This window comes from Citrobacter sp. Marseille-Q5395 (assembly GCF_947057495.1).
Taxonomy (GTDB): domain Bacteria; phylum Pseudomonadota; class Gammaproteobacteria; order Enterobacterales; family Enterobacteriaceae; genus Citrobacter; species Citrobacter murliniae.
In genome coordinates this window covers 204,519-224,713 of sequence record NZ_CAMSEL010000002.1, presented here as the reverse complement: position 1 = coordinate 224,713, position 20,195 = coordinate 204,519, and the positions used below count along the sequence as shown (strand labels likewise).

The window sequence follows — 20,195 nt, the reverse complement described above, 5'->3', positions numbered from 1 at the left end:
CATGGCTTCCTGTATCACATTATTGCTTTTTTAAAGCAAAAAATGTGGTTATTTGAAAAAGGTAAAGAATATGGCTCCAGTCATAAGCGCACGCTTAATTCTTTTTTGCACCGCCTTTTCCATTCCTTCAGCAGCAAATGCCGCGACCGCGAATGGCACATTTCAGGTGCTTATGACTATTCAAAAGGCCTGTACCGTCACTACCGGTTCATCTTCAAATATTACTCTTGGGCCAGTTAATACCACTGCGACAAATACCAGCGCCAGTAACACAATTTCCATTAACTGCTCCAAAACTACCCCTTATTTTATTGGTCTGTTACCTTCAGCAGGCAATGGCGGTAATACAACAGGTGCAGGTGCTATGTCCTCTGTTGCTAACGCAGCGACGAACTCAGATAAAGTGCCTTATCAGTTGAATCAAACATCAGCAACTGGCCCGGTCTGGGGGAATACTGCAACCACAACGTCTGTGGGAAATGGTGTTGCCTCAATCGGAACCGGACAGGGGCAAAACTTCACCGTTTATGCCACAGCACCAAGCGCCAACTTCACTCCTGACGACTATGCCGACACCGTAACGGTTAACGTTAACTATTAACCTCAGGAAGACAAATGATATTTAAACTGCCTGTTCAGCAGTGCGCCTGCACGTGCCTGCTAGGGTTAGCTATGAGCATAAACACCGCCACGGCAAGCGGACTTCAGATAGCACCTGTTACGTTAACGCTGCAGGCAACGCAAAACGCCGATGGGATCTGGTTAAGCAACGCGGGTGATAGCGTGCTCAATGCCCAGGTCCGGGTTTTTCGCTGGAGTCAGAGCGCTTACGGCGACAGGTTATCCCCCTCCCAGGGACTTGTTATAAGTCCACCGATGCTGGCATTAGCACCGGGTGAACGTCAGTTGATTCGCGTTATTCGCACCGCTCCGCCATCAACCCAGGCAGAAGATGCTTACCGGTTATCCATCGATGAATTACCGCCCACAAAATTACAAAAAAATAAGCTGCAATTTGTCCTGCATTATTCCGTGCCCGTTTTTATTCAGCCAGCCACACAGGCTGAAACCGAAGCAAAACTTCAATGGAAGTTACAACTACTGGATGGCAAAAAATTCCTTGAAGTCAGTAATCAGGGAAACGGACATGCACAATTATCTGCTGCAACTTTTATTAATCATAACGGTACCAAAAAAGTCATTACGTCGGGACTGCTAGGTTATGTTCTTCCTGGCTCAACTATGCGGTGGATATTATCCCCGTCCGCCAGTGATACCCATAATGGCGGTAAAGTTGAAGTAACAGTAAATGGCCAAAAAACAGTACAAGATCTCTGACTGGTCATGCTTTCTGCTGAAATTTTGCTTACTCAACGGAGCATTAATATCTGCCATGGTTTCCGCACAAGCGCTTAATAATAACCAGACTAAAAATGGCATTATTAGTGACGCAACTCCACTTGTGGGTGCCGATTTATATCTTGATGTAACGTTAAATGGTAACCCCGTTGGGCTGGTTCACCTTGGCTATGATAATGGAAAACTCTACGCTGGCGTACAGACCCTGCGCCAGCTAGGTTTTCGCATACCACAGGAAACCTCCGGGCCTGTTAACCTGAACGACATCGACCAGTTAAATATTGACTACAACGTTCAGCAGCAAACCCTGGCGCTTACAGCACCATTGAACGTACTTGATCTTGCCACCACTCAGCTTAACCCCCCTGCAGAGAACGCACCGATGGCATCATCATCGCGTGGGGCGTTACTCAATTATGACGTCTATGCGCAACAGGGGGATGAAAGCAGTTTTAACACCTTTAGCGAACTGCGTGCTTTCAACAGCTTAGGGGTATTAAGTACAACCCAGCTTACGCAATATTCTACTGTTGCAAATGCGAACAACACTTTTAACCGGCTGGATACCAGCTGGCGTTCCTCGTTTCCGCAGGACATGCTGGCGCTCACCGTTGGCGATACCCTGACAAGCTCACTCGCCTGGTCCCGACCTACCCACATCGGCGGTATCCAGATTGGGACCGATTTTGGTCTGCAACCCTATATGCCAACCACCCCACTCCCCGCCTACCTCGGCTCCGCAACCGTCCCCTCGAACGTTGAGCTGTACGTCAACGGAGTCAGGTACTACAACGGAGAAGTTCCGGCCGGGAGTTTTCAGATAAACACCATGCCAAACATCAGTGGCGCGGGTACCGGTCAAGTGATGATGACAGACGCGCTGGGCAGAACAACGGTACAAAACTTCTCTTTTTATAACGATCAACAACTCCTGCGGGCAGGGCTAACATCCTGGTCAGCTGAGCTGGGCGCAGTCCGGGAGAATTACGGTTACTCCTCATTTGGTTATGCCAGCGTCCCTGTACTCAGCGGTACCTGGCGTCGGGGGATCAGCAATACGTTCACCGCTGACGTCCATGCAGAAACAAGTGATGGGCTTATTAATGCGGGTTTCAGTAATGACTGGATCCCCGGTAGCCGCAGCGGAACGCTGTCCACCGCACTGGCAGCCAGCGCCGACTCAGGGAAAAATGGTTTTTTGTACAGCGTGGGTTATCGCTGGTCTGCGGATAAATTTAATTTCAGCACCACTACCACCGCTACCTCCGGCGATTATCGGGACGTTGCCACCCATTATGGCGAGCCGCCGCCGACGCTGACCAGCAACACGGTTATTGGTTATTCAATGGCGTCTGCCGGGAATGTCAGCCTCAGCTACCTGCAGTTTCGCTATCCGCACGAAACGGCAGTGCGTTACGCCAACGCCAGTTGGTACAAATCTGTCACCGATAATGTCTCCCTCAATGCAGGCTTCAATCAGAACATTGATGATGACCGCGATCGCAGCATCTATCTGATGGTGACAGTCACCACCGGCAATAACCTGAGTGCCAGTAGCACCATACAACACACCAATAATGAAACCGGCTATCAGCTAAATGCCAGTCAGACACCGCCTGCCGACGGTGGATGGGGATGGAATATTGCCGCCAACCAACAGGCATCCCGCCAAAGCGGCCAGGGTGAGGTGGGATACCTGGGACGTTATGGGAAAGCATATACCGGCTTTAGTCGTTTACCGGACAACCACTATGGATATGCGGGGGTGACCGGTTCTCTAGTCACGATGGGCGGCGGCCTGTTTGCTGCCCGTGAAATCAATAATGGTTTTGCTGTGGTATCAACAGACGGCGTTCCTGACGTCCCTGTCAAACTGCAAAATAATCTTGTCGGGCACAGCGATGATCAGGGTTTGTTGTTAGTTACATCGTTGAACAGCTACCAAAGTAATCAGATCAGTATCGACCCGATGGATCTTCCCGCCAATATGCGGATCTCACGCGTTGAGGCTAACGCAACACCAGCGGATCGTTCCGGAACACTTGTCAGTTTTGGCATAACTCCCGTTCGCGCCGCACAAGTCATCCTGGTGGATGTTCAGGGTAAGGCGATTCCTGAGGGCAGCATGGCGAACGCTACCACCGGTTCGGGTCAGTCGTCTGTCGTCGGATTTGACGGTATGACCTGGTTCGACACGCTGGAACAACATAATCGTCTGCGCGTCGATACTGAAACCGGCAGTTGCAACGTGCAGTTTGACTACCCTCCTTCAGCAAAAGGCATTGTGCAGATAGGACCACTGGTATGCCGGTAAAAAGAACAGGAGAATTTTCTTGAGGTTAAGACATTGGCTACTCATGGTCGTTTTACCCGGATTTCCCGGAATAAGCTATGCAGTTACCTGTTCGGTAAGCAATGTTCAGCCAGTCAATTTTGGCTCCGTAAACCCGTTGTCGACGAATGGCGCGACATCAACAATGACGTTTGCCTATAGCTGCGCAAAGGAACTTGGCGATGTGCTTGCAGGGATCAATCTCTGCTTTAATATTGGCGCGTCAAACGTCAGCGGGCAGGTTACCCCGCGCACTATGTCATTAAGCGGTACACCGGCCAGAACGCTAAACTATCAACTCTACCAGGACACCGGATACAGCAAAATCTGGGGGAGCCAGTATCAGTCGGGAACCACCTTCCCGATGGTGCAGCTTAATCTGCTGAACCTGACGCCGGTAACAGGCACGCTAACGGTATTCGCGAAGATTGCCACCCCACAAACCGCCGCAGTCCCCGGCAACTATCAGGATAGCTATACGTCAGCAACCGCCCTGGTCACCCTCAATCCAGGACTACTTTTCCCGCCTACCACCTGCGGCGATACCGTTGCCGCCAGGTTGCCTTTCAACGTATCGGCCGTAGTCACGAAACAATGCAATATCAGCTATGCCAACAACATTGCCTTTGATCCGGTTAAGGCGAGCCAGCGTAATGCCACCGCGACAGGCTCCCTCGGCGTGGCATGCTCCACGAGTACCCCTTATACCATTGGGTTAACGCCCTCCAACGGTAATACAACAGGCAGTGGCATTATGGCCGGTACGGGTGCGAACAACGATAAGGTACCCTATCTGCTTAGCTCGACACCGGGGCCATCCGGTACAGTGTGGGGCAATACATCCCTCAATAACGTGGCAGGAACCGGCACGGGTTCAACCACCGCTTATCCGGTTTACGCCACTGTTCCCAGCGCGAACTATACCCCCGACAACTATGCCGACACCGTCACCATCTCTGTCACCTACTGACGAGCTGAACCGTCACCAAAAAACAACAAAAGAAAGCACAAATCATTATCATATTATTTACTTTTAGAGGTGCGTCATAAATCTGACAAATAGCACGCCTTAGGCATCATGCAGATTATGTGCATCAATTATCTATAAAAGCGCAGATTACGCCTTTAATATAAATAATTATTCATTAAGACTTTGCGTCAGCACCGAATTTTTGGCGGAGATTTCGTTTCTGGATGAGCCGATTCTTTGAAAAAATGTTAAATTTAAGTTTATATGGTGAGATTCACTGTATACCACGGCTAAATTAAGAACATATTACTTTTATAACTAAGGTTTATCATGGATAAGTTATCTTACGCTTCAGATAGCAGCACATCTGCCTGGAATACCTACCTGCAACAAATCGAGCGTGTGGCCCCTTACCTGGGCGAACTTTCCCATTGGGTGGATACCCTGCGTCACCCAAAACGCGCTTTGATTGTCGATATCCCGGTACAGATGGATGACGGTACCATCCGCCATTTCGAAGGATACCGCGTGCAGCACAACCTCTCACGAGGTCCTGGTAAAGGTGGTGTGCGTTATCATCCTGATGTTGATCTTAATGAAGTGATGGCCCTTTCTGCGTGGATGACCATCAAATGCGCAGCGCTGAACCTGCCCTACGGCGGCGCAAAAGGCGGCGTTCGCGTCGATCCGTTTAGCCTGTCCGAAGGCGAACTGGAGCGTTTGACCCGTCGCTATACCAGCGAAATCGGCATTATCATCGGGCCGCAGAAAGATATTCCTGCGCCGGATGTTGGTACTAACGGCAAAGTCATGGCCTGGATGATGGATACCTATTCCATGAACCACGGCACCACAGTGACCAGCGTGGTCACCGGTAAACCTATCCACCTCGGTGGCTCTCTGGGTCGTGATAAAGCAACCGGCCGCGGCGTTTTTGTTAGTGGTCTGGAAGTGGCACGCCGTGCAAACATCATGGTTGAAGGCGCTCGCGTGGCAGTGCAAGGTTTTGGTAACGTCGGCAGTGAAGCCGCCCGTCTGTTCGCAGCCGCGGGCGCTCGCGTCGTGGCGATTCAGGACCATACCGCTACGCTGTTTAACGCCACCGGGATCGATATGACCGCCCTCACCGCCTGGCAACTGGAGCACAAACAGATTGCCGGTTTCCCGGGTGCAGAAACGATTGCCAGCGAAACCTTCTGGAGCCTGGAGATGGATATTCTGATCCCAGCAGCACTCGAAGGTCAGATTACCCGCCACCGCGCGGAGACGCTGACCTGTAAGCTGGTGCTCGAAGGCGCAAACGGCCCAACTTATCCGGATGCCGATGACGTTCTGGCAAGCCGCGGTATTGTCGTCGTACCTGACGTTGTTTGTAACGCGGGCGGCGTAACCGTCAGCTATTTCGAATGGGTTCAGGACATGGCAAGTTTCTTCTGGAGTGAGGAAGAGATCAACGCGCGTATGGATAAAATCATGACCGATGCGATGGTGCACGTCTGGGAGAAAGCGGCTGAGAAATCCTGCTCCCTGCGTACCGCTGCCTACATTGTGGCGTGTGAGCGAATTCTGTTGGCTCGTAAAGATCGTGGTATTTACCCGGGCTAATGCCAGGCCAATCCTAAAAGACCACCTGCTCAGCAGGTGGTTTTATCTCTACAATACCCATCACGTTCACTTTCTGCGATAAACGCTGCCTAACCTCTCATTTCTGCTGATTTATGCACCAATACGTTCCAATACGGAACATTGCAAGCCATGAATGTTCCGTATTGAAACATACATGCCGTCAATTTTCTTTTGACTACCCTCGTGCACAATAACCTTATCGGCAGCGAGCGGTCGCCGTGCGTTGTACACAACCGATACCCTACATCAGATGTCTGCCCGATTTATGCAGCCATCTCAGGACTGTCTGCGGAGCATAAAAAATGAAAAAATTGATTAACCGTGTTGAAGACGTACTGAATGAACAACTCGCGGGACTGGCAAAAGCCTACCCTTCACTGTCACTGCATCAGGACCCGGTGTACGTTACTCGCGCAGACGCGCCGGTGATGGGTAAAGTGGCGCTGCTCTCTGGTGGCGGCAGCGGACACGAGCCGATGCATTGTGGTTATATTGGTCAGGGCATGCTTTCCGGTGCCTGTCCGGGTGAGATCTTCACCTCACCAACGCCTGACAAAATGTTCGAATGCGCAATGCAAATTGACGGTGGCGAAGGCGTCCTGCTCATCATCAAAAATTACACCGGTGACATTCTTAACTTCGAAACCGCTACCGAGCTGTTGCATGAAAGCGGCGTAAAAGTCACCACGATGGTGGTGGATGATGATGTTGCGGTAAAAGATAGCCTGTATACCGCGGGTCGCCGTGGCGTCGCCAATACGGTACTGATCGAAAAACTGGTTGGTGCTGCCGCTGAACGTGGAGATTCACTGGAAGCCTGCGCGGCGCTGGGTCGCAAACTGAATAATCTGGGTCATTCCATTGGTATCGCTATCAGCGCGTGTACCGTTCCTGCCGCCGGACAACCCTCTTTCACCCTACAGGACAATGAGATGGAGTTCGGCGTCGGTATTCATGGGGAACCCGGGATTGACCGCCGCCCCTTCTCTTCCCTTGACCAGACCGTGGATGAAATGTTCGATACCCTGCTGGAAAACGGTAGCTACAGCCGCTCATTACGTCACTGGGATAACGTCCAGGGTGCCTGGCAGGAAGGCAAAGAAACCAAGCAACCGCTACAGGATGGCGATCGCGTCATTGCGCTGGTCAATAACCTTGGTGCAACGCCGTTGTCCGAACTTTTTGGCGTGTATAACCGTCTTGAAAGCCGCTGTCAGGATGCGGGCATCATTATCGAACGCAACCTGATCGGCTCTTACTGCACCTCTCTGGATATGACCGGCTTCTCAATCACCCTGTTAAAAGTGGATGACGACACGCTGAACTTATGGGATGCACCGGTTCACACCCCTGCTCTTAACTGGGGTAAATAAGGAGATTTATGATGTCCCTCAACAGAACACAAATTGTTAACTGGCTCTATCGTTGCGGTGAAATATTCACCACAGAAAGTGATTTCCTGACCGGACTTGATCGGGAGATTGGTGATGCAGACCACGGCCTGAATATGCACCGTGGCTTCAGTAAAGTGGTCGAAAAATTACCGTCAATTGCGGACAAAGACATCGGCTTTATTTTGAAAAACACCGGAATGGTGCTGCTTTCAAGCGTCGGAGGTGCCAGTGGCCCGCTGTTCGGCACCTTTTTCATCCGCGCGGCGCAGGTGACTCAGGCACACCAGAGTCTGACGCTTGAGGAACTTTATCAAATGATACGCGATGGCGCTGAAGGTGTGATCAGCCGGGGTAAAGCAGAGCCTGGTGACAAAACGATGTGCGATGTTTGGGTGCCGGTGGTTGAGTCGTTGCGCCAGTCCTGTGAACAGAAGCTAACGGTACAGGCAGCGCTGGAAGCAGCAAGCCAGCAAGCGGAAGCGGCGGCGCAAAGCACTATTACGATGCAGGCACGCAAAGGCCGCGCCAGCTATCTGGGTGAGCGCAGCATTGGGCATCAGGACCCTGGAGCAACGTCCGTTATGTTTATGGTGCAGATGCTGGCTCAGGCATCCAGAGAGTAAGGATAAAGCGATGGTAAACCTGGTTATTGTGTCTCATAGCGCTCAGTTGGGCGAAGGCGTCGGTGCGTTAGCCCGGCAGATGTTAATGGGTGACGGCTGTAAACTGGCGATTGCCGCGGGCATTGACGATCCTGAGAACCCCATCGGCACCGATCCGATTAAGGTAATGGAAGCCATTGAGTCAGTGGCGGATACCGATCATGTTCTGGTAATGATGGATATTGGTAGCGCATTACTGAGTGCGGAAACGGCGCTGGAGTTACTCGATCCGGCGATTGCCGCAAAGGTACGTTTATGCGCCGCCCCTCTGGTTGAAGGCACGCTGGCAGCGACGGTCAGTGCTGCTGCGGGGGCCGATATCGAGCGGGTCATCAAGGATGCAATGAACGCCCTCGACGCTAAATATGAGCAACTGGGTTTACCTTCGTCATCTCCGGATAAAACCGCACCGGCTGCACTGTCAGCCGACGCGGACGCGCGTTCGGTTGCCGTAGTAGTGAAGAATCCCAACGGCATACACGTCCGCCCGGCGTCAAAGCTGGTCTCCACCCTGTCTGTTTTCAACGCTGACATGTTGCTGGAGAAAAACGGTAAGTGCGTAGTCCCTGACAGCCTTAACCAAATCGCCCTGCTTCAGGTGCGTTGTAACGATACGCTGCGACTCATTGCCAAAGGTGAACAGGCGGACGATGCGCTGGCAGCATTCCAGCAGCTTGCAGCAGAGAATTTTGGCGAGACCATAGAAAAACCACATGCTGACAAATTGGCACATTCAACGCCCTCGCAGGTAACCGGTATGGCCTTCTGTTACACACCGTTCTCGCCGGAAATCCCCTGTCATGCACCAGCAAATATGCAGGAAGAACAGCAGCAGTTACAGGTAGCTATACGCAAGACACTGGACGACCTGAGCTTTCTGACAGCTCTCGCGGAAGAAAAATATTCCGCCGATATCGCCGCAATTTTTTCTGGTCACCACACCCTGTTGGATGATCCTGAGCTGTATGATATGGCCTGCGATCTGATGCGTGAAAAACAGTGTAGCGCCGGGTATGCCTGGCAAAACGTTCTGAACGATCTGCGCCAGCAGTATCTCCAGCTCGACGATCCGTATCTACAGGCACGATATATTGATATTGAAGATTTGCTGTCCCGTTCGCTGAGGCATCTGACTGGGGAACATGCGCAAATCCCCACATTTGTTCGCCCAACAATCCTGGTCGCGGATGCCATTTACCCCTCTACCGTGTTGCAGCTCGATCCGCTGACTGTTAAAGGCATCTGCCTGCGAGACGGGAGCGAGACTTCTCATTCGGCGATTATTGCACGTGAAATGGGCATCTGCTGTATTTGCCAGCAAGGCGAAGCACTCGACGCGATTCAAACGGGTAACACCCTGACCCTTGACTGCGTGGCGAATAGACTGGTCTTTGTGAACTGATACTCACCGCACACCCTTACCGTCTGGGTGTGCGGCTTCCCCTGAGTACATCAGGAAATGTCTGTTTGTTCGCAAAATAGGGCCTCAATCACGCGCAACGGCCAATCCTGAACTAAGGTTTTCTCATGGTAAATGCCGCTACTTCGGCACGCCGCTAAGGAGATTAACCGATGATAACGCCAGCAATTCGCCATCCTGGCATGCTCTCTGTCGCGATAAAACTGACACTCGCAAGTACCCTTTTCGCCTTTAGCTCGTTTGCCGTTAATGCCGCGGAACAGCCAACCGACGCACCTCAGCCTCCTGATATCCTGCTCGGCCCCCTGTTTAATGATGTGCAAACAGCGAAACTATTCCCCGATCAGAAGACCTTTGCCGACGCCGTACCCAACAGCGATCCGTTAATGATCCTCGCTGATTACCGGATGCAGAAAAATCAATCCGGTTTCGATTTACGCCATTTTGTGAATGTAAACTTTACACTGCCCAAAGAGGGTGAAAAATACGTGCCGCCTGCAGGACAGTCACTCCGTGAGCATATCGATGGGCTGTGGCCGGTGTTAACGCGTTCAACAACCGATGCCGAGAAATGGGATTCGTTGCTACCACTGCCCGAACCTTATGTCGTACCCGGCGGTCGTTTTCGCGAAATTTATTACTGGGACAGCTATTTCACCATGCTGGGGCTTGCTGAAAGCAATCACTGGGACAAGGTTTCCGACATGGTGGCGAACTTTGCTTACGAAATCGACACATGGGGACACATACCTAACGGTAACCGTACCTACTATCTAAGTCGTTCTCAGCCTCCGTTCTTCGCCTTTATGGTCGAACTGCTGGCACAACATGACGGTGATGATGCTCTGAAAAAATATCTGCCGCAGATGCTCAAAGAGTACACGTACTGGATGGAAGGCGTCGAAACTCTCCAGCCTGGCCAGCAGAACAAGCGTGTCGTCAAACTGGCTGACGGAACCATTTTGAACCGCTACTGGGATGACCGCGATACACCAAGACCGGAGTCCTGGGTTGAGGACATCGCGACCGCCAAAAGCAACCCGAACCGCCCCGCCACAGAAATTTATCGCGACCTGCGATCTGCCGCGGCTTCGGGCTGGGATTTCAGTTCACGCTGGATGGATAATCCCAGCCAGTTGAGCTCCATTCGCACCACCAGCATCGTCCCGGTAGACCTCAATGCGTTGCTTTATAAAATGGAAAAAATGATCGCCCTCGCCAGTAAAGCCGCAGGCGACGACGCGAAGGCTGCGCAATACGAAGGCTTCGCCAACGCCCGGCAAAAAGGGATCGAAACCTGGTTATGGAATGATAAAGAAGGCTGGTACGCCGACTACGATCTGCAAAGTAAGAAAGTACGTAATCAGCTGACTGCCGCCACGCTGTTCCCGCTGTATGTCAATGCGGCAGCGAAGGATCGAGCCAGTAAAGTCGCTACTGCAACCCAGAAGCACCTGCTGCAACCCGGCGGTGTGGCTACCACGTCGGTGAAAAGTGGCCAACAGTGGGATGCCCCTAATGGCTGGGCTCCCCTGCAGTGGGTTGCCGCCTCCGGGCTACAAAACTATGGTCAGGATAACGTCGCCATGGACGTGACCTGGCGGTTCCTCACTAACGTTCAGCACACTTACGACCGTGAGAAAAAGCTGGTTGAAAAATATGACGTGAGCACCACTGGCACCGGCGGCGGTGGTGGCGAGTATCCGTTGCAGGACGGCTTTGGCTGGACCAACGGCGTGACATTAAAAATGCTCGATCTGATTTGTGCCAAAGAAAAACCCTGTGACAACGTTCCATCAACGCGCCCGACGCCTGCCAGCGTTACACAGACCGAAACCCAAAAGCAGACTCAAACAACCCCATAACGTGCATGTGTTGCCCGAAAATCCGCGCATCGTCGCGGATTTTTTATTTCAGTCTCCCTCTCTTTTCACTGTCCCCATTGCACATAACTCTTACGGGTTACCCGGGATTTTCATCAGTGTGAAATTGATTCTGAACATGTTTTTATTCGCTATATATGTAAATATATAGCGAATTTATCACCGTTCAGGATGAATATAATGCCACTGACAAGACGGATGTTTGCCCAGCTCGTGGCCTCTGCGCTGCTTTTACGCCACTTTCCGGCCAGCGCCCGTACGCCGCTCACCGTTGCTATCGGTTCCTCTCCCGGGACTAACGCTATTCAACGCGTGGTGAGCGCCGGAGCTCCCGCTGATGTACTGCTGTTAGCCGTCGCACCGGAAAAGCTGGTGGGATTTTCATCCTTTGATCTCTCCCACCAGGCTGCCATTCCTTTGTCAGATAACATCCGGGCATTACCCAAACTGGGCAGGCTGGCGGGTCGTGCCAGCACATTGTCTCTTGAAGCATTGCTGGCGCTGAAGCCCGATCTGGTCGTTGATTGCGGTAATGCGGACGAAACCTGGCTTTCACAGGCAAAGCAGGTCTACGCGCAAACGCAGATACCGTGGCTGCTGATTAACGGCGAACTTCGACAAACTCCGCAACAACTGCACGCCGCGGGTAAAGCACTGGGCACGGAAACGCGAACAGCAGCCCAGGCAGCACTTGCCCAGAAATTCATTGATGAAGCCGATATTTTTTCGCGCTCTCCAGCCGCCAAACTGCGTTTTTATGCCGCTCGCGGCGCCAGAGGACTTGAAACGGGGTTACAAGGCTCACTGCACACCGAAGCCGCAGAGCTACTGGGATTACACAATGTAGCGCAAATCCCAGGACGGCACGGACTGGCGCAGGTGTCGATGGAAAACCTGCTGAGCTGGCAGCCCGATATCATCCTGGTGCAGGATGCGGTTACAGCACAGTACCTGCGAGAAGATCCAGTCTGGCAAGGGGTAAAGGCCGTCGCCGATAAACGTATTCTTTTTCTCAGCGGTCTGCCGTTTGGTTGGCTCGATGCGCCTCCCGGCATCAACCGTTTACTGGGTTTACGCCGCCTGCACGCCTGGCTTGACCCACTGGTAAATGCAAGCTTTCAGGATGACATGCAGCGCTATTCACAGCTGTTCTGGCATACCTCTTTAAGCGACTCGCAGTATCAACAACTGGTGGCGGTCTGATGAGAACAACGACACTCAGTCTCCTGATGATTGTGACCATTGCGCTTTGTGTGGTTGTCGCTGTGCTCTCCGGAGCCTATCGGCTGGATATTCAGCATGTGATGGCGCTCATTGTCAGCCAGGAGGGTGTGACGGCGCAGGATAAAATCGTCTTCTGGCAAATTCGTCTGCCGCGTATTGTGGCCGCGCTGCTACTGGGGGCGGCACTGGCCGGAGCAGGCACAACCTATCAGGGAATGTTCCGTAATCCGCTGGTCTCACCGGATATTCTTGGCGTCGCGGCTGGTGCCGGTTTAGGTGCCTGCTCGGCCATCCTGCTGGGTTTGCCGATACTGTTTATTCAGCTTTACGCATTCGTCGGAGGTTTGCTGGTAGTCGCGGGCGTCTGGCTCATTACCTGCCGTGTTTCCCGCCACGATCCGGTATTAACGCTGGTACTGGTTGGGATTGCGCTGGGAACAGTATGTGGCGCGGGAATTTCGCTTATCAAGACGCTGGCTGACCCATATACACAGCTCCCTTCGATTACCTTCTGGCTACTCGGCGGTTTATCCACCATTACGCTACATGACCTTTGGTTTTCAGCGCCGCTGATCGTGGCAGGTTCGATTCCGCTTTTGCTGCTGCGATGGCGCATGAACCTGCTTACGCTCTCGGATGATGAAGCACGCTCACTGGGAATTAACGTTTCTCGGCTGCGGCTGGGGTTGATCGTCTGCGCCACGCTCATTACCGCCAGCACCGTCGCCATTGCTGGCATTATCGGCTGGATTGGGCTGGTTGTGCCGCATATCGGCAGACTCCTCACCGGTAACAATCACCAGCAGTTACTGCCTGTTTCAATGGGAATTGGTGCCATTTTACTGCTGTTGACCGACACCCTCGCGCGCACGCTTAGCAGCACGGAAATCCCACTCGGGATCCTGACGGCCTTTATTGGTGCCCCCTTCTTTTTGTTACTGCTCCTGCGGGGTGGTCGCCCATGACGCTGCTAACCGTGTGCAACGCTTCGCTGGGATATTCTGCCCAACACCCGGTGTTGCGCAATGTCTCGTTCAACGTCTGCGAGGGGGCAATTTGCTGTCTGCTTGGCGCAAACGGTAGCGGAAAAACCACGCTGATGCGCACGCTCCTTGGCGTTATCCGGCCACTCCACGGCGATATTTTACTGGATGGCGTAGCGGTGAATCTTCTCAGCGAACGTGAGCGCGCGGGTGCCATCGCCTGGGTCCCGCAAGCCCACGACGGCGCTTTTGCCTTCACCGTTCTGGATATGGTGATGATGGGACTGACCCCGCAGATGGCCGCCTTTGCAGTCCCTGGCGTAAAAGAGCGCGAAATTGCATATCAGCAACTGGAGCTGTTGGGGATCCCCCATCTGTCAGACAGACGCTGGAACACGCTGAGTGGCGGTGAACGCCAGTTAGTGCTGATTGCCCGCGCGCTGGCGCAGCACCCACGTTTACTGTTGCTTGATGAACCGGCCTCCAGCCTCGATTTTGGTCATCAGATCCGCCTGCTCGACACTCTGGTTACACTGAAGAAGAGCGGAATGGCCCTGTTGATGTCCACTCACCACCCATTGCATGCGCGAGCAATAGCCGACAGCGTAGTGCGCATCGAACCAGACGGGCTGGTATCGCAAGGACTTCCCGAACAACAACTCGCCACAGATCGGCTGGCAACGCTGTACCGCGTCGCCCCTTCTCAAATCCACCACCACCTCTTTGGCACCCAACAATAAGGAATCACGATGCTCATTGACGACATTGATTTTGCTGACCTTTACCGTAAACAGTTACTTCTGGCGAACCGAACCGAGAAAAAGCCGGAGCACTGGGATAAACGCGCGGAAAAAATGGCAGAGAATTGCGCCTCATTAACCGACAGCTATCTGCAACAGCTGCTGGGAAAAATTAATCTTGAAGGTGTTGAATCACTGTTCGATATGGGCTGCGGTCCTGGTACGGTCTCACTGGCATTGGCAAAAAAGATCCCGACAATATACGGCGTGGATTATAGCCAGGGAATGCTGAGCGTGGCCGCCCGTCGCGCCGGGCAGATGGGAGGCAGCCATGTCCACTGGGTGCAACGTTCCTGGGAGGAACACTGGGACGATTTGCCCCCATGCGATATCGCCGTAGCGTCCCGCTCCACGCTGGTCGCCGATATGCACCAGGCGATGACAAAACTGAACAATCAGGCGCGGCTGCGGGTTTACACCACCCATCTCGTGAGTTCTTCGTTTGTTTCTCCCACCATTCAGCGCGCGCTGGGCCGCGAGGTGATTGAGCTTCCTAACTATATCTACGCGTTAAACGTTTTATACCAGATGGGCATCCACGCCCACGTTGATTTTATCCGGGGGCCAAACTGTCAGCAGGACAACAGCACCTGGTCCCGCTTTCTGGAAAATGTGCGCTGGAGTATGGGCGATCTCAGTGAAGATGAGGTTGATCGTCTGGATACCTGGTATCAGCAACAGGATCCCCGCGCCATTGCTCCCGCCAGTCGCGACTGGGCGCTGATCTGGTGGGACAGCGTCGCCCCGGAGGCGCTGCGATGATTTACTTTTCTCAGGCGCAGACCGACGCCTTGTTACTGGAAGATATTCAGGGGGGCGACCTGACTACCCAGGCACTGGGTATCGGTGCACAACCGGGAGTCATGGAATTCTGTCATCGCCAGGGCGGGTGCGTCAGCGGCATTACCATCGCCAGACAAATGCTTCATTCACTGGGACTGACCGTCACTGAACAACTGGCGGAGGGTGAACGGGCGACCGCCGGTCAGTTAGTTATTCGCGCACACGGGAATGCGGCCGCGCTACATCAGGGCTGGAAAGCCGTACAAAATGTTCTGGAATGGAGTTGCGGCGTTTCAGACTATCTCGACAATATGTTGACCATTGTTCGTAGCCGCTACCCTGACGCCCAGATAGCCTGTACCCGAAAAGCGATTCCTGGCACCCGAATGCTGGCCACACAAGCGATTCTCGCGGCGGGAGGGATTATCCACCGAGGCGGATGTGCCGAATCCGTACTGCTTTTTGCTAATCATCGCCGTTTTCTTGCTAACGAAAACAACTGGGCTGACGCTATCGCACAGTTGCGACGTCATGCGCCGGAAAAAAAGATTGTGGTCGAAGCGGACAATCCCACAGAGGCGCTGGACGCGCTACGCGCCGCGCCCGATGTTCTGCAGCTCGACAAGTTTAGCCCTGAACAGGCCGCTGAGATTGCACGCATAGCCCCTTCTCTGGCCCCCCATTGCACGCTGGCGCTGACTGGCGGCATTACTCTCGCCACCCTTGCGAGTTACCTCGATTGCGGCATCAGACTCTTTATCACTTCCGCACCTTACTACGCCCCACCAGCGGATATCAAAGTCACCCTGAGTCCGGAAGCTCGCGGTATTTAACATTCATAAATGGACTAAAAATAATGAATTTCAACAAGAGTTTTCTTTACACAGCGCTGTCGTTTGTTTTTGCACAGAGTGCTTTCGCCGGGCCAGAAAGCGAAACGATGACTGTCTGGTCAAGTCCAGCCTCTGCGGCCAGCACGACGGTACTTGGACAGGAAACAATGCAGGATCTGGACAAGCAAAACGTTGCCCAGGCGTTGAGTGTTATCCCCGGTGTAGTGCTACAAAAATCAGGCAACCGTAACGAACAGCAGGTGAAAGTACGCGGCTTTGATAGCCGTCAGGTGCCGGTATTTTTCGACGGTGTTCCTGTTTATATCCCCTATGATGGCAACCTGGATTTAGGACGTTTTCTCACCTCTGATATCGCCACGGTTGAAGTCTCTAAAGGTTACTCATCCTTGCTTCAGGGACCAAACCAGATGGGTGGCGCTATCAACATCACCACTAAAAAACCGACGAAACCCGTTGAGGGCAGTATCGGATATCGTCAGGGCTGGAGTCGCAGTAAAGACAATGCCCACGATATGCACGCCTCATTTGGTGCCAGTAACGACCTGGGATATATCCAGCTTAGCGGGAGCCAACTGAAGCAAGATTTTCTCGGCTTGCCGCATGGTACGGATAACCCGGTGGCGGGTCGCAATGGTAAAATGATTAACTCATCCGCTGATGATAAACGCGGGATCGTTAAACTGGGTTTCACCCCGCGTGACAATGATGAATATGTCCTCACCTACATCAATCAGGACGGCGAAAAAGATAACCCTCCCTACGCCGGTACCAGCAGCCAGAAATCACGCTACTGGCAGTGGCCACAATATGATAAAGAGAGTTATTACTACCAGGGCACGACACATCTGGGCGATCGCTTTACCCTGAAAAGTCGACTTTATCGCGACACCTTTGAAAATACCCTGATGATGTACAACTCTGTTGCTGATTTAAAAAATAAGAAAGGCAGCTACAGCCACTATTCTGACTATAGCGACGGGGCTGGCCTGCAGCTCGCCGCCGATATGCGTGAAAACGATCTGCTCTCTTTTGCTGTTAACTGGAAAGACGATGTTCACCGCGAAAAAGGCGCGCCGAACGCTGCTTACGATCGTTACGAAGACCGTACCTGGTCTGTCGCCAGTGAATACCAGTGGGCAGCAGCGGACAGTGTCGATGTCGTCGCGGGTATAAGCTACGACTGGCGCGACAGTCTGGAGGGGATGAAGCATGAGAAAAACGGTAGCGTCACCCATTATGATGACAACAATCAGTCGGCATTTAACTGGCAGGTGATGACCAAATATCATTTTGAAAATTCTGACACCCTGGCGCTTTCTTACTCTGACAGAACGCGCTTTCCGACGCTCAAAGAACGTTACACCACGTCGAAACCCGCTTATAACCAGGTGGCACTTGTTAATCCACAGCTAAAACCTGAACGTGCCCGCAGCGTCGACCTGACCTGGAATGGTTCGCTCACACAGGACTGGGGATTTGAAGTCAGCGTGTATTACAACCGCATTACCGATGCGATTCTTTCGCACAATATTGATGCAGACACTATCCAGAATCAGAACAGCGGTCGCGTGGATTACACTGGTCTGGATGCGGGTGTCAAAGGTAACGTCTTTGATATGCTGGACGTCGGGTTAAGCTATGGACTCATCCATGCAGACGCCAAACGCAGTGATATCGGCAAGATTACCGACCTGCCTACGCAAACGCTCACAGCCTGGATGACGCTAAAACCCTGGGATCCGCTCAGCATCACGCTGTCCGAAGAGGCACGTTCCTCGAGCTACAGTAATACGGATGGCTCACAAAAAGCAGCAGGTTTTACCATCACCCATTTACGTGCCGACTACGCCATCGGTCACGGTTTTAGCGTTAACGCATCGGTCAATAACCTGTTTGATACGCAATATGTGTATAGCGAAGGGTTTATCGAAGAAGGTCGCAATTACTGGGCAGGCGTTGAGTATAAATTCTAGCTATTATTGTTTCAGAAAAACGGCCCCGAGGGGCCGTTCAATTAATTTCTGCGCACAAGGCGGAAAACACCCAGCACGACAATCGCACCAACGACAGCCACCAGGAAACTGTGGAGGTTAAATCCACTGATATCACCACCGAGACCAAACATTGTTGCCAGCCATCCACCAACCACGGCCCCGACGATACCGAGAATACAGGTCAGGATATACCCACCACCATCACGACCCGGCATGATCAGTTTGGCGATCACCCCCGCAATCAGACCAAAAATAATCCAGGCAATAATTCCCATTTTCAGGCCCTCTTTCCAGTGAATGCACGCGCAAGACATTCCTGCGCCACTAGGTTAAGTATAGGCAGTGCGTTTTCATTCAGACGTAATTCCGTGGATTTGATAAAAAATTTCATCCATTTGTATTAAGTTCCGTCACGTGATGCCGATAATCCAACGACAAACCAGGCATCCAGGAGTCATTAGGTGTGAGCAACTACAATGAGCAGTTCCTGAAGCAAAATCCATTAGCGGTGTTAGGCGTGCTCCGGGACTTAAATATCAACCAGGTTCCACTGCGTATCTCCTGGTCAGGAGGTCAGTTCATCAGCAAGATCCTCGCTGTTAACCCTGACGAACTGATCATGGATTTTGGCAGTCAGGAATATGAAAACCACGCCGTACAACGCGCGAATCAAATTTCGATAATCGCCGAAACGCAGGGGGCCAAAGTTGAATTCACCCTGCCAGAGCTCAAAAAAGGCGAGTATCAGCGGCTGCCGGCATTTATCTCATCACTGCCGCCTGCGCTATGGTTCATCCAGCGTCGGGAGTATTTTCGCATCTGTGCTCCACTGCATCCTCCCTATCACTGCACGGCGAAAATGCCGGACAACAGTATTCTGCGTTTCCGCTTATTCGATCTGTCTCTAGGCGGGATGGGCGCATTGTTAGAAGAGGCAAAACCCGAGGGATTGACGGAAGGGATGCGCTTCTCGCAAGTTGAACTGAATATGGAACGATGGGGGGTATATCATGTTGACGCCCAGCTCATCTCCATTAGCGAACGCAAAGTAATTGACGGGAAAAATGAGACCATCACCACTCCCCGCCTGAGCTTCCGTTTTCTCAACGTTGGCCCGGCGGTGGAGCGGGAATTACAGCGGATTATTTTTTCACTTGAGCGCGAAGCCCGGGAAAAATCTAATAAGGTTCGCGAATAGCATCACGCTAACTACATGACATCCAGCGCTTGCTGAAGCTTCCAGATATAGCGTGGAGCCTGCGGCGCAGGATGGTTATCGGCAACGTGTTCGACAAACTCATCGGCACTAAGATCGTTGATTTTGCTGATAGCCTTTTTCCTGTCGGATGAGAATGTCCGCAGAAGCGCGCCGGCACCGTTGGCATATGACACCACCAGGGCATATTGCATTACCTGTGGATCTTCGATCCCAGCTAATGGCCCGTTTTCCAGAATACTCAGGTATGCTGCACCCATAGAGATATTTCGCTCAGGGTTTTTCAGCTCACTGGTAGACGGCTCTCCACTCCATCCCATGCGACGATATACATCCCGTCCCGAAGTGGAGGCTTTTAATTGCATCAGTCCAATTGCATTGGATTTGCTGACGGCATTTGGGTTACCACCCGATTCAATCGCGATGATAGCCGTAATCAATTGTGGGCTAACCCCCCAGGCCGCGCCGGCTTTTTCACTAATAGGCATCCATTGCATTGCGCGTTTTACCGGAACTTCAGCATTCCATGGCGGATTTTTGTAATCCTGTTTTGAACTACAGCCCGCAAGTAATACAACCAAAAAAGCAAACCATCTCAATTTCACGTCATCTATCCTTATAGCCGGAACCTGTCGCTGAGGTGACAACGACATACCTACGCGGCATGATATACATTTGGTTTTAGTTGTAGCAAG

18 protein-coding genes are annotated in these 20,195 nt (G+C 52.4%); 16 read left to right on the top strand and 2 right to left on the bottom strand.

Annotated features, from left to right (window positions below; translation table 11 throughout):
- The first annotated feature begins 70 nt into the window (after window positions 1-70).
- The 15 genes from OH663_RS04715 (at window position 71) to OH663_RS04645 (ending at window position 18,263) form a co-directional block, all read left to right on the top strand.
- Window positions 71-601 carry a Csu type fimbrial protein gene (locus tag OH663_RS04715; RefSeq protein WP_200011032.1) on the top strand — a complete coding sequence of 177 codons (531 nt, stop codon included), beginning with the start codon at window positions 71-73 and terminating at the stop codon, window positions 599-601.
- A gap of 14 nt (window positions 602-615) precedes the next feature.
- Entirely contained in the window at window positions 616-1,338 is a 723-nt protein-coding gene (locus OH663_RS04710; RefSeq protein ID WP_045443811.1) for a fimbrial biogenesis chaperone, read from the top strand.
- Between the two features lie 55 nt (window positions 1,339-1,393).
- Window positions 1,394-3,673 carry a fimbria/pilus outer membrane usher protein gene (locus OH663_RS04705; protein ID WP_200011106.1) on the top strand — a complete coding sequence of 760 codons (2,280 nt, stop codon included), beginning with the start codon at window positions 1,394-1,396 and terminating at the stop codon, window positions 3,671-3,673.
- Window positions 3,674-3,692: 19 nt separating this feature from the next.
- Window positions 3,693-4,661, top strand: coding sequence for a Csu type fimbrial protein (locus OH663_RS04700; RefSeq protein ID WP_200011046.1), 969 nt, complete (start codon window positions 3,693-3,695; stop codon window positions 4,659-4,661).
- 330 nt (window positions 4,662-4,991) lie between these two features.
- Window positions 4,992-6,266, top strand: coding sequence for a Glu/Leu/Phe/Val family dehydrogenase (locus OH663_RS04695; RefSeq protein WP_045443817.1), 1,275 nt, complete (start codon window positions 4,992-4,994; stop codon window positions 6,264-6,266).
- Between the two features lie 323 nt (window positions 6,267-6,589).
- On the top strand, window positions 6,590-7,660 hold the full coding sequence (dhaK, locus tag OH663_RS04690) for a dihydroxyacetone kinase subunit DhaK (protein ID WP_045443820.1): 1,071 nt from the start codon (window positions 6,590-6,592) through the stop codon (window positions 7,658-7,660).
- A gap of 11 nt (window positions 7,661-7,671) precedes the next feature.
- Window positions 7,672-8,304: a dihydroxyacetone kinase subunit DhaL gene (gene dhaL, locus OH663_RS04685; RefSeq protein ID WP_048221336.1), complete on the top strand. Its 633-nt coding sequence runs from the start codon at window positions 7,672-7,674 to the stop codon at window positions 8,302-8,304.
- Window positions 8,305-8,314: 10 nt separating this feature from the next.
- Complete coding sequence (dhaM, locus tag OH663_RS04680; RefSeq protein ID WP_200011048.1) at window positions 8,315-9,745, top strand: dihydroxyacetone kinase phosphoryl donor subunit DhaM; 1,431 nt, start codon at window positions 8,315-8,317, stop codon at window positions 9,743-9,745.
- 170 nt (window positions 9,746-9,915) lie between these two features.
- A complete protein-coding gene (locus OH663_RS04675; RefSeq protein ID WP_200011050.1) occupies window positions 9,916-11,628 on the top strand; it encodes an alpha,alpha-trehalase in 1,713 nt (570 codons plus the stop codon).
- 198 nt (window positions 11,629-11,826) lie between these two features.
- On the top strand, window positions 11,827-12,849 hold the full coding sequence (locus OH663_RS04670) for an iron ABC transporter substrate-binding protein (protein ID WP_045443833.1): 1,023 nt from the start codon (window positions 11,827-11,829) through the stop codon (window positions 12,847-12,849).
- Window positions 12,850-12,875: 26 nt separating this feature from the next.
- Window positions 12,876-13,835: a FecCD family ABC transporter permease gene (locus OH663_RS04665; RefSeq protein WP_404842382.1), complete on the top strand. Its 960-nt coding sequence runs from the start codon at window positions 12,876-12,878 to the stop codon at window positions 13,833-13,835.
- Window positions 13,832-14,593, top strand: coding sequence for an ABC transporter ATP-binding protein (locus OH663_RS04660; protein WP_048221331.1), 762 nt, complete (start codon window positions 13,832-13,834; stop codon window positions 14,591-14,593). Before OH663_RS04665 ends, OH663_RS04660 begins: the two co-directional genes overlap by 4 nt.
- Before the next feature lie 9 nt (window positions 14,594-14,602).
- Entirely contained in the window at window positions 14,603-15,415 is an 813-nt protein-coding gene (locus OH663_RS04655; protein ID WP_048221330.1) for a class I SAM-dependent methyltransferase, read from the top strand.
- Entirely contained in the window at window positions 15,412-16,269 is an 858-nt protein-coding gene (gene modD, locus OH663_RS04650) for a ModD protein (RefSeq protein WP_200011053.1), read from the top strand. Before OH663_RS04655 ends, modD begins: the two co-directional genes overlap by 4 nt.
- 23 nt (window positions 16,270-16,292) lie before the next feature.
- The gene (locus OH663_RS04645) at window positions 16,293-18,263 is read left to right on the top strand and encodes a TonB-dependent receptor plug domain-containing protein (protein WP_200011055.1); all 1,971 of its coding nucleotides are present in this window, start codon (window positions 16,293-16,295) and stop codon (window positions 18,261-18,263) included.
- Between the two features lie 41 nt (window positions 18,264-18,304).
- On the opposite strand, the gene OH663_RS04640 is transcribed toward OH663_RS04645, so the two are convergent.
- Window positions 18,305-18,559, bottom strand: a complete 255-nt coding sequence (locus OH663_RS04640; RefSeq protein ID WP_045449665.1) for a GlsB/YeaQ/YmgE family stress response membrane protein — start codon at window positions 18,557-18,559, stop codon at window positions 18,305-18,307.
- 188 nt (window positions 18,560-18,747) lie between these two features.
- On the opposite strand from OH663_RS04640, the gene ycgR reads away from it, so the two are divergent.
- Window positions 18,748-19,482: a flagellar brake protein YcgR gene (ycgR, locus tag OH663_RS04635; protein WP_045443852.1), complete on the top strand. Its 735-nt coding sequence runs from the start codon at window positions 18,748-18,750 to the stop codon at window positions 19,480-19,482.
- 11 nt (window positions 19,483-19,493) lie between these two features.
- Here ycgR and emtA read toward each other — a convergent pair whose 3' ends face one another.
- The gene (gene emtA, locus OH663_RS04630) at window positions 19,494-20,105 is read right to left on the bottom strand and encodes a membrane-bound lytic murein transglycosylase EmtA (RefSeq protein ID WP_200011057.1); all 612 of its coding nucleotides are present in this window, start codon (window positions 20,103-20,105) and stop codon (window positions 19,494-19,496) included.
- Window positions 20,106-20,195 lie beyond the last annotated feature (90 nt).

Bases quoted from the DNA above. Each gene is read 5' to 3' on its own strand.
- OH663_RS04715 (WP_200011032.1), top strand. From the start codon at position 71: ATGGCTCCAGTCATAAGCGCACGCTTAATTCTTTTTTGCACCGCCTTT.
- OH663_RS04710 (WP_045443811.1), top strand. From the start codon at position 616: ATGATATTTAAACTGCCTGTTCAGCAGTGCGCCTGCACGTGCCTGCTA.
- OH663_RS04705 (WP_200011106.1), top strand. From the start codon at position 1,394: ATGGTTTCCGCACAAGCGCTTAATAATAACCAGACTAAAAATGGCATT.
- OH663_RS04695 (WP_045443817.1), top strand. From the start codon at position 4,992: ATGGATAAGTTATCTTACGCTTCAGATAGCAGCACATCTGCCTGGAAT.
- dhaK (WP_045443820.1), top strand. From the start codon at position 6,590: ATGAAAAAATTGATTAACCGTGTTGAAGACGTACTGAATGAACAACTC.
- dhaL (WP_048221336.1), top strand. From the start codon at position 7,672: ATGTCCCTCAACAGAACACAAATTGTTAACTGGCTCTATCGTTGCGGT.
- dhaM (WP_200011048.1), top strand. From the start codon at position 8,315: ATGGTAAACCTGGTTATTGTGTCTCATAGCGCTCAGTTGGGCGAAGGC.
- OH663_RS04675 (WP_200011050.1), top strand. From the start codon at position 9,916: ATGATAACGCCAGCAATTCGCCATCCTGGCATGCTCTCTGTCGCGATA.
- OH663_RS04670 (WP_045443833.1), top strand. From the start codon at position 11,827: ATGCCACTGACAAGACGGATGTTTGCCCAGCTCGTGGCCTCTGCGCTG.
- OH663_RS04665 (WP_404842382.1), top strand. From the start codon at position 12,876: ATGATTGTGACCATTGCGCTTTGTGTGGTTGTCGCTGTGCTCTCCGGA.
- OH663_RS04660 (WP_048221331.1), top strand. From the start codon at position 13,832: ATGACGCTGCTAACCGTGTGCAACGCTTCGCTGGGATATTCTGCCCAA.
- OH663_RS04655 (WP_048221330.1), top strand. From the start codon at position 14,603: ATGCTCATTGACGACATTGATTTTGCTGACCTTTACCGTAAACAGTTA.
- modD (WP_200011053.1), top strand. From the start codon at position 15,412: ATGATTTACTTTTCTCAGGCGCAGACCGACGCCTTGTTACTGGAAGAT.
- OH663_RS04645 (WP_200011055.1), top strand. From the start codon at position 16,293: ATGAATTTCAACAAGAGTTTTCTTTACACAGCGCTGTCGTTTGTTTTT.
- OH663_RS04640 (WP_045449665.1), bottom strand. From the start codon at position 18,559: ATGGGAATTATTGCCTGGATTATTTTTGGTCTGATTGCGGGGGTGATC.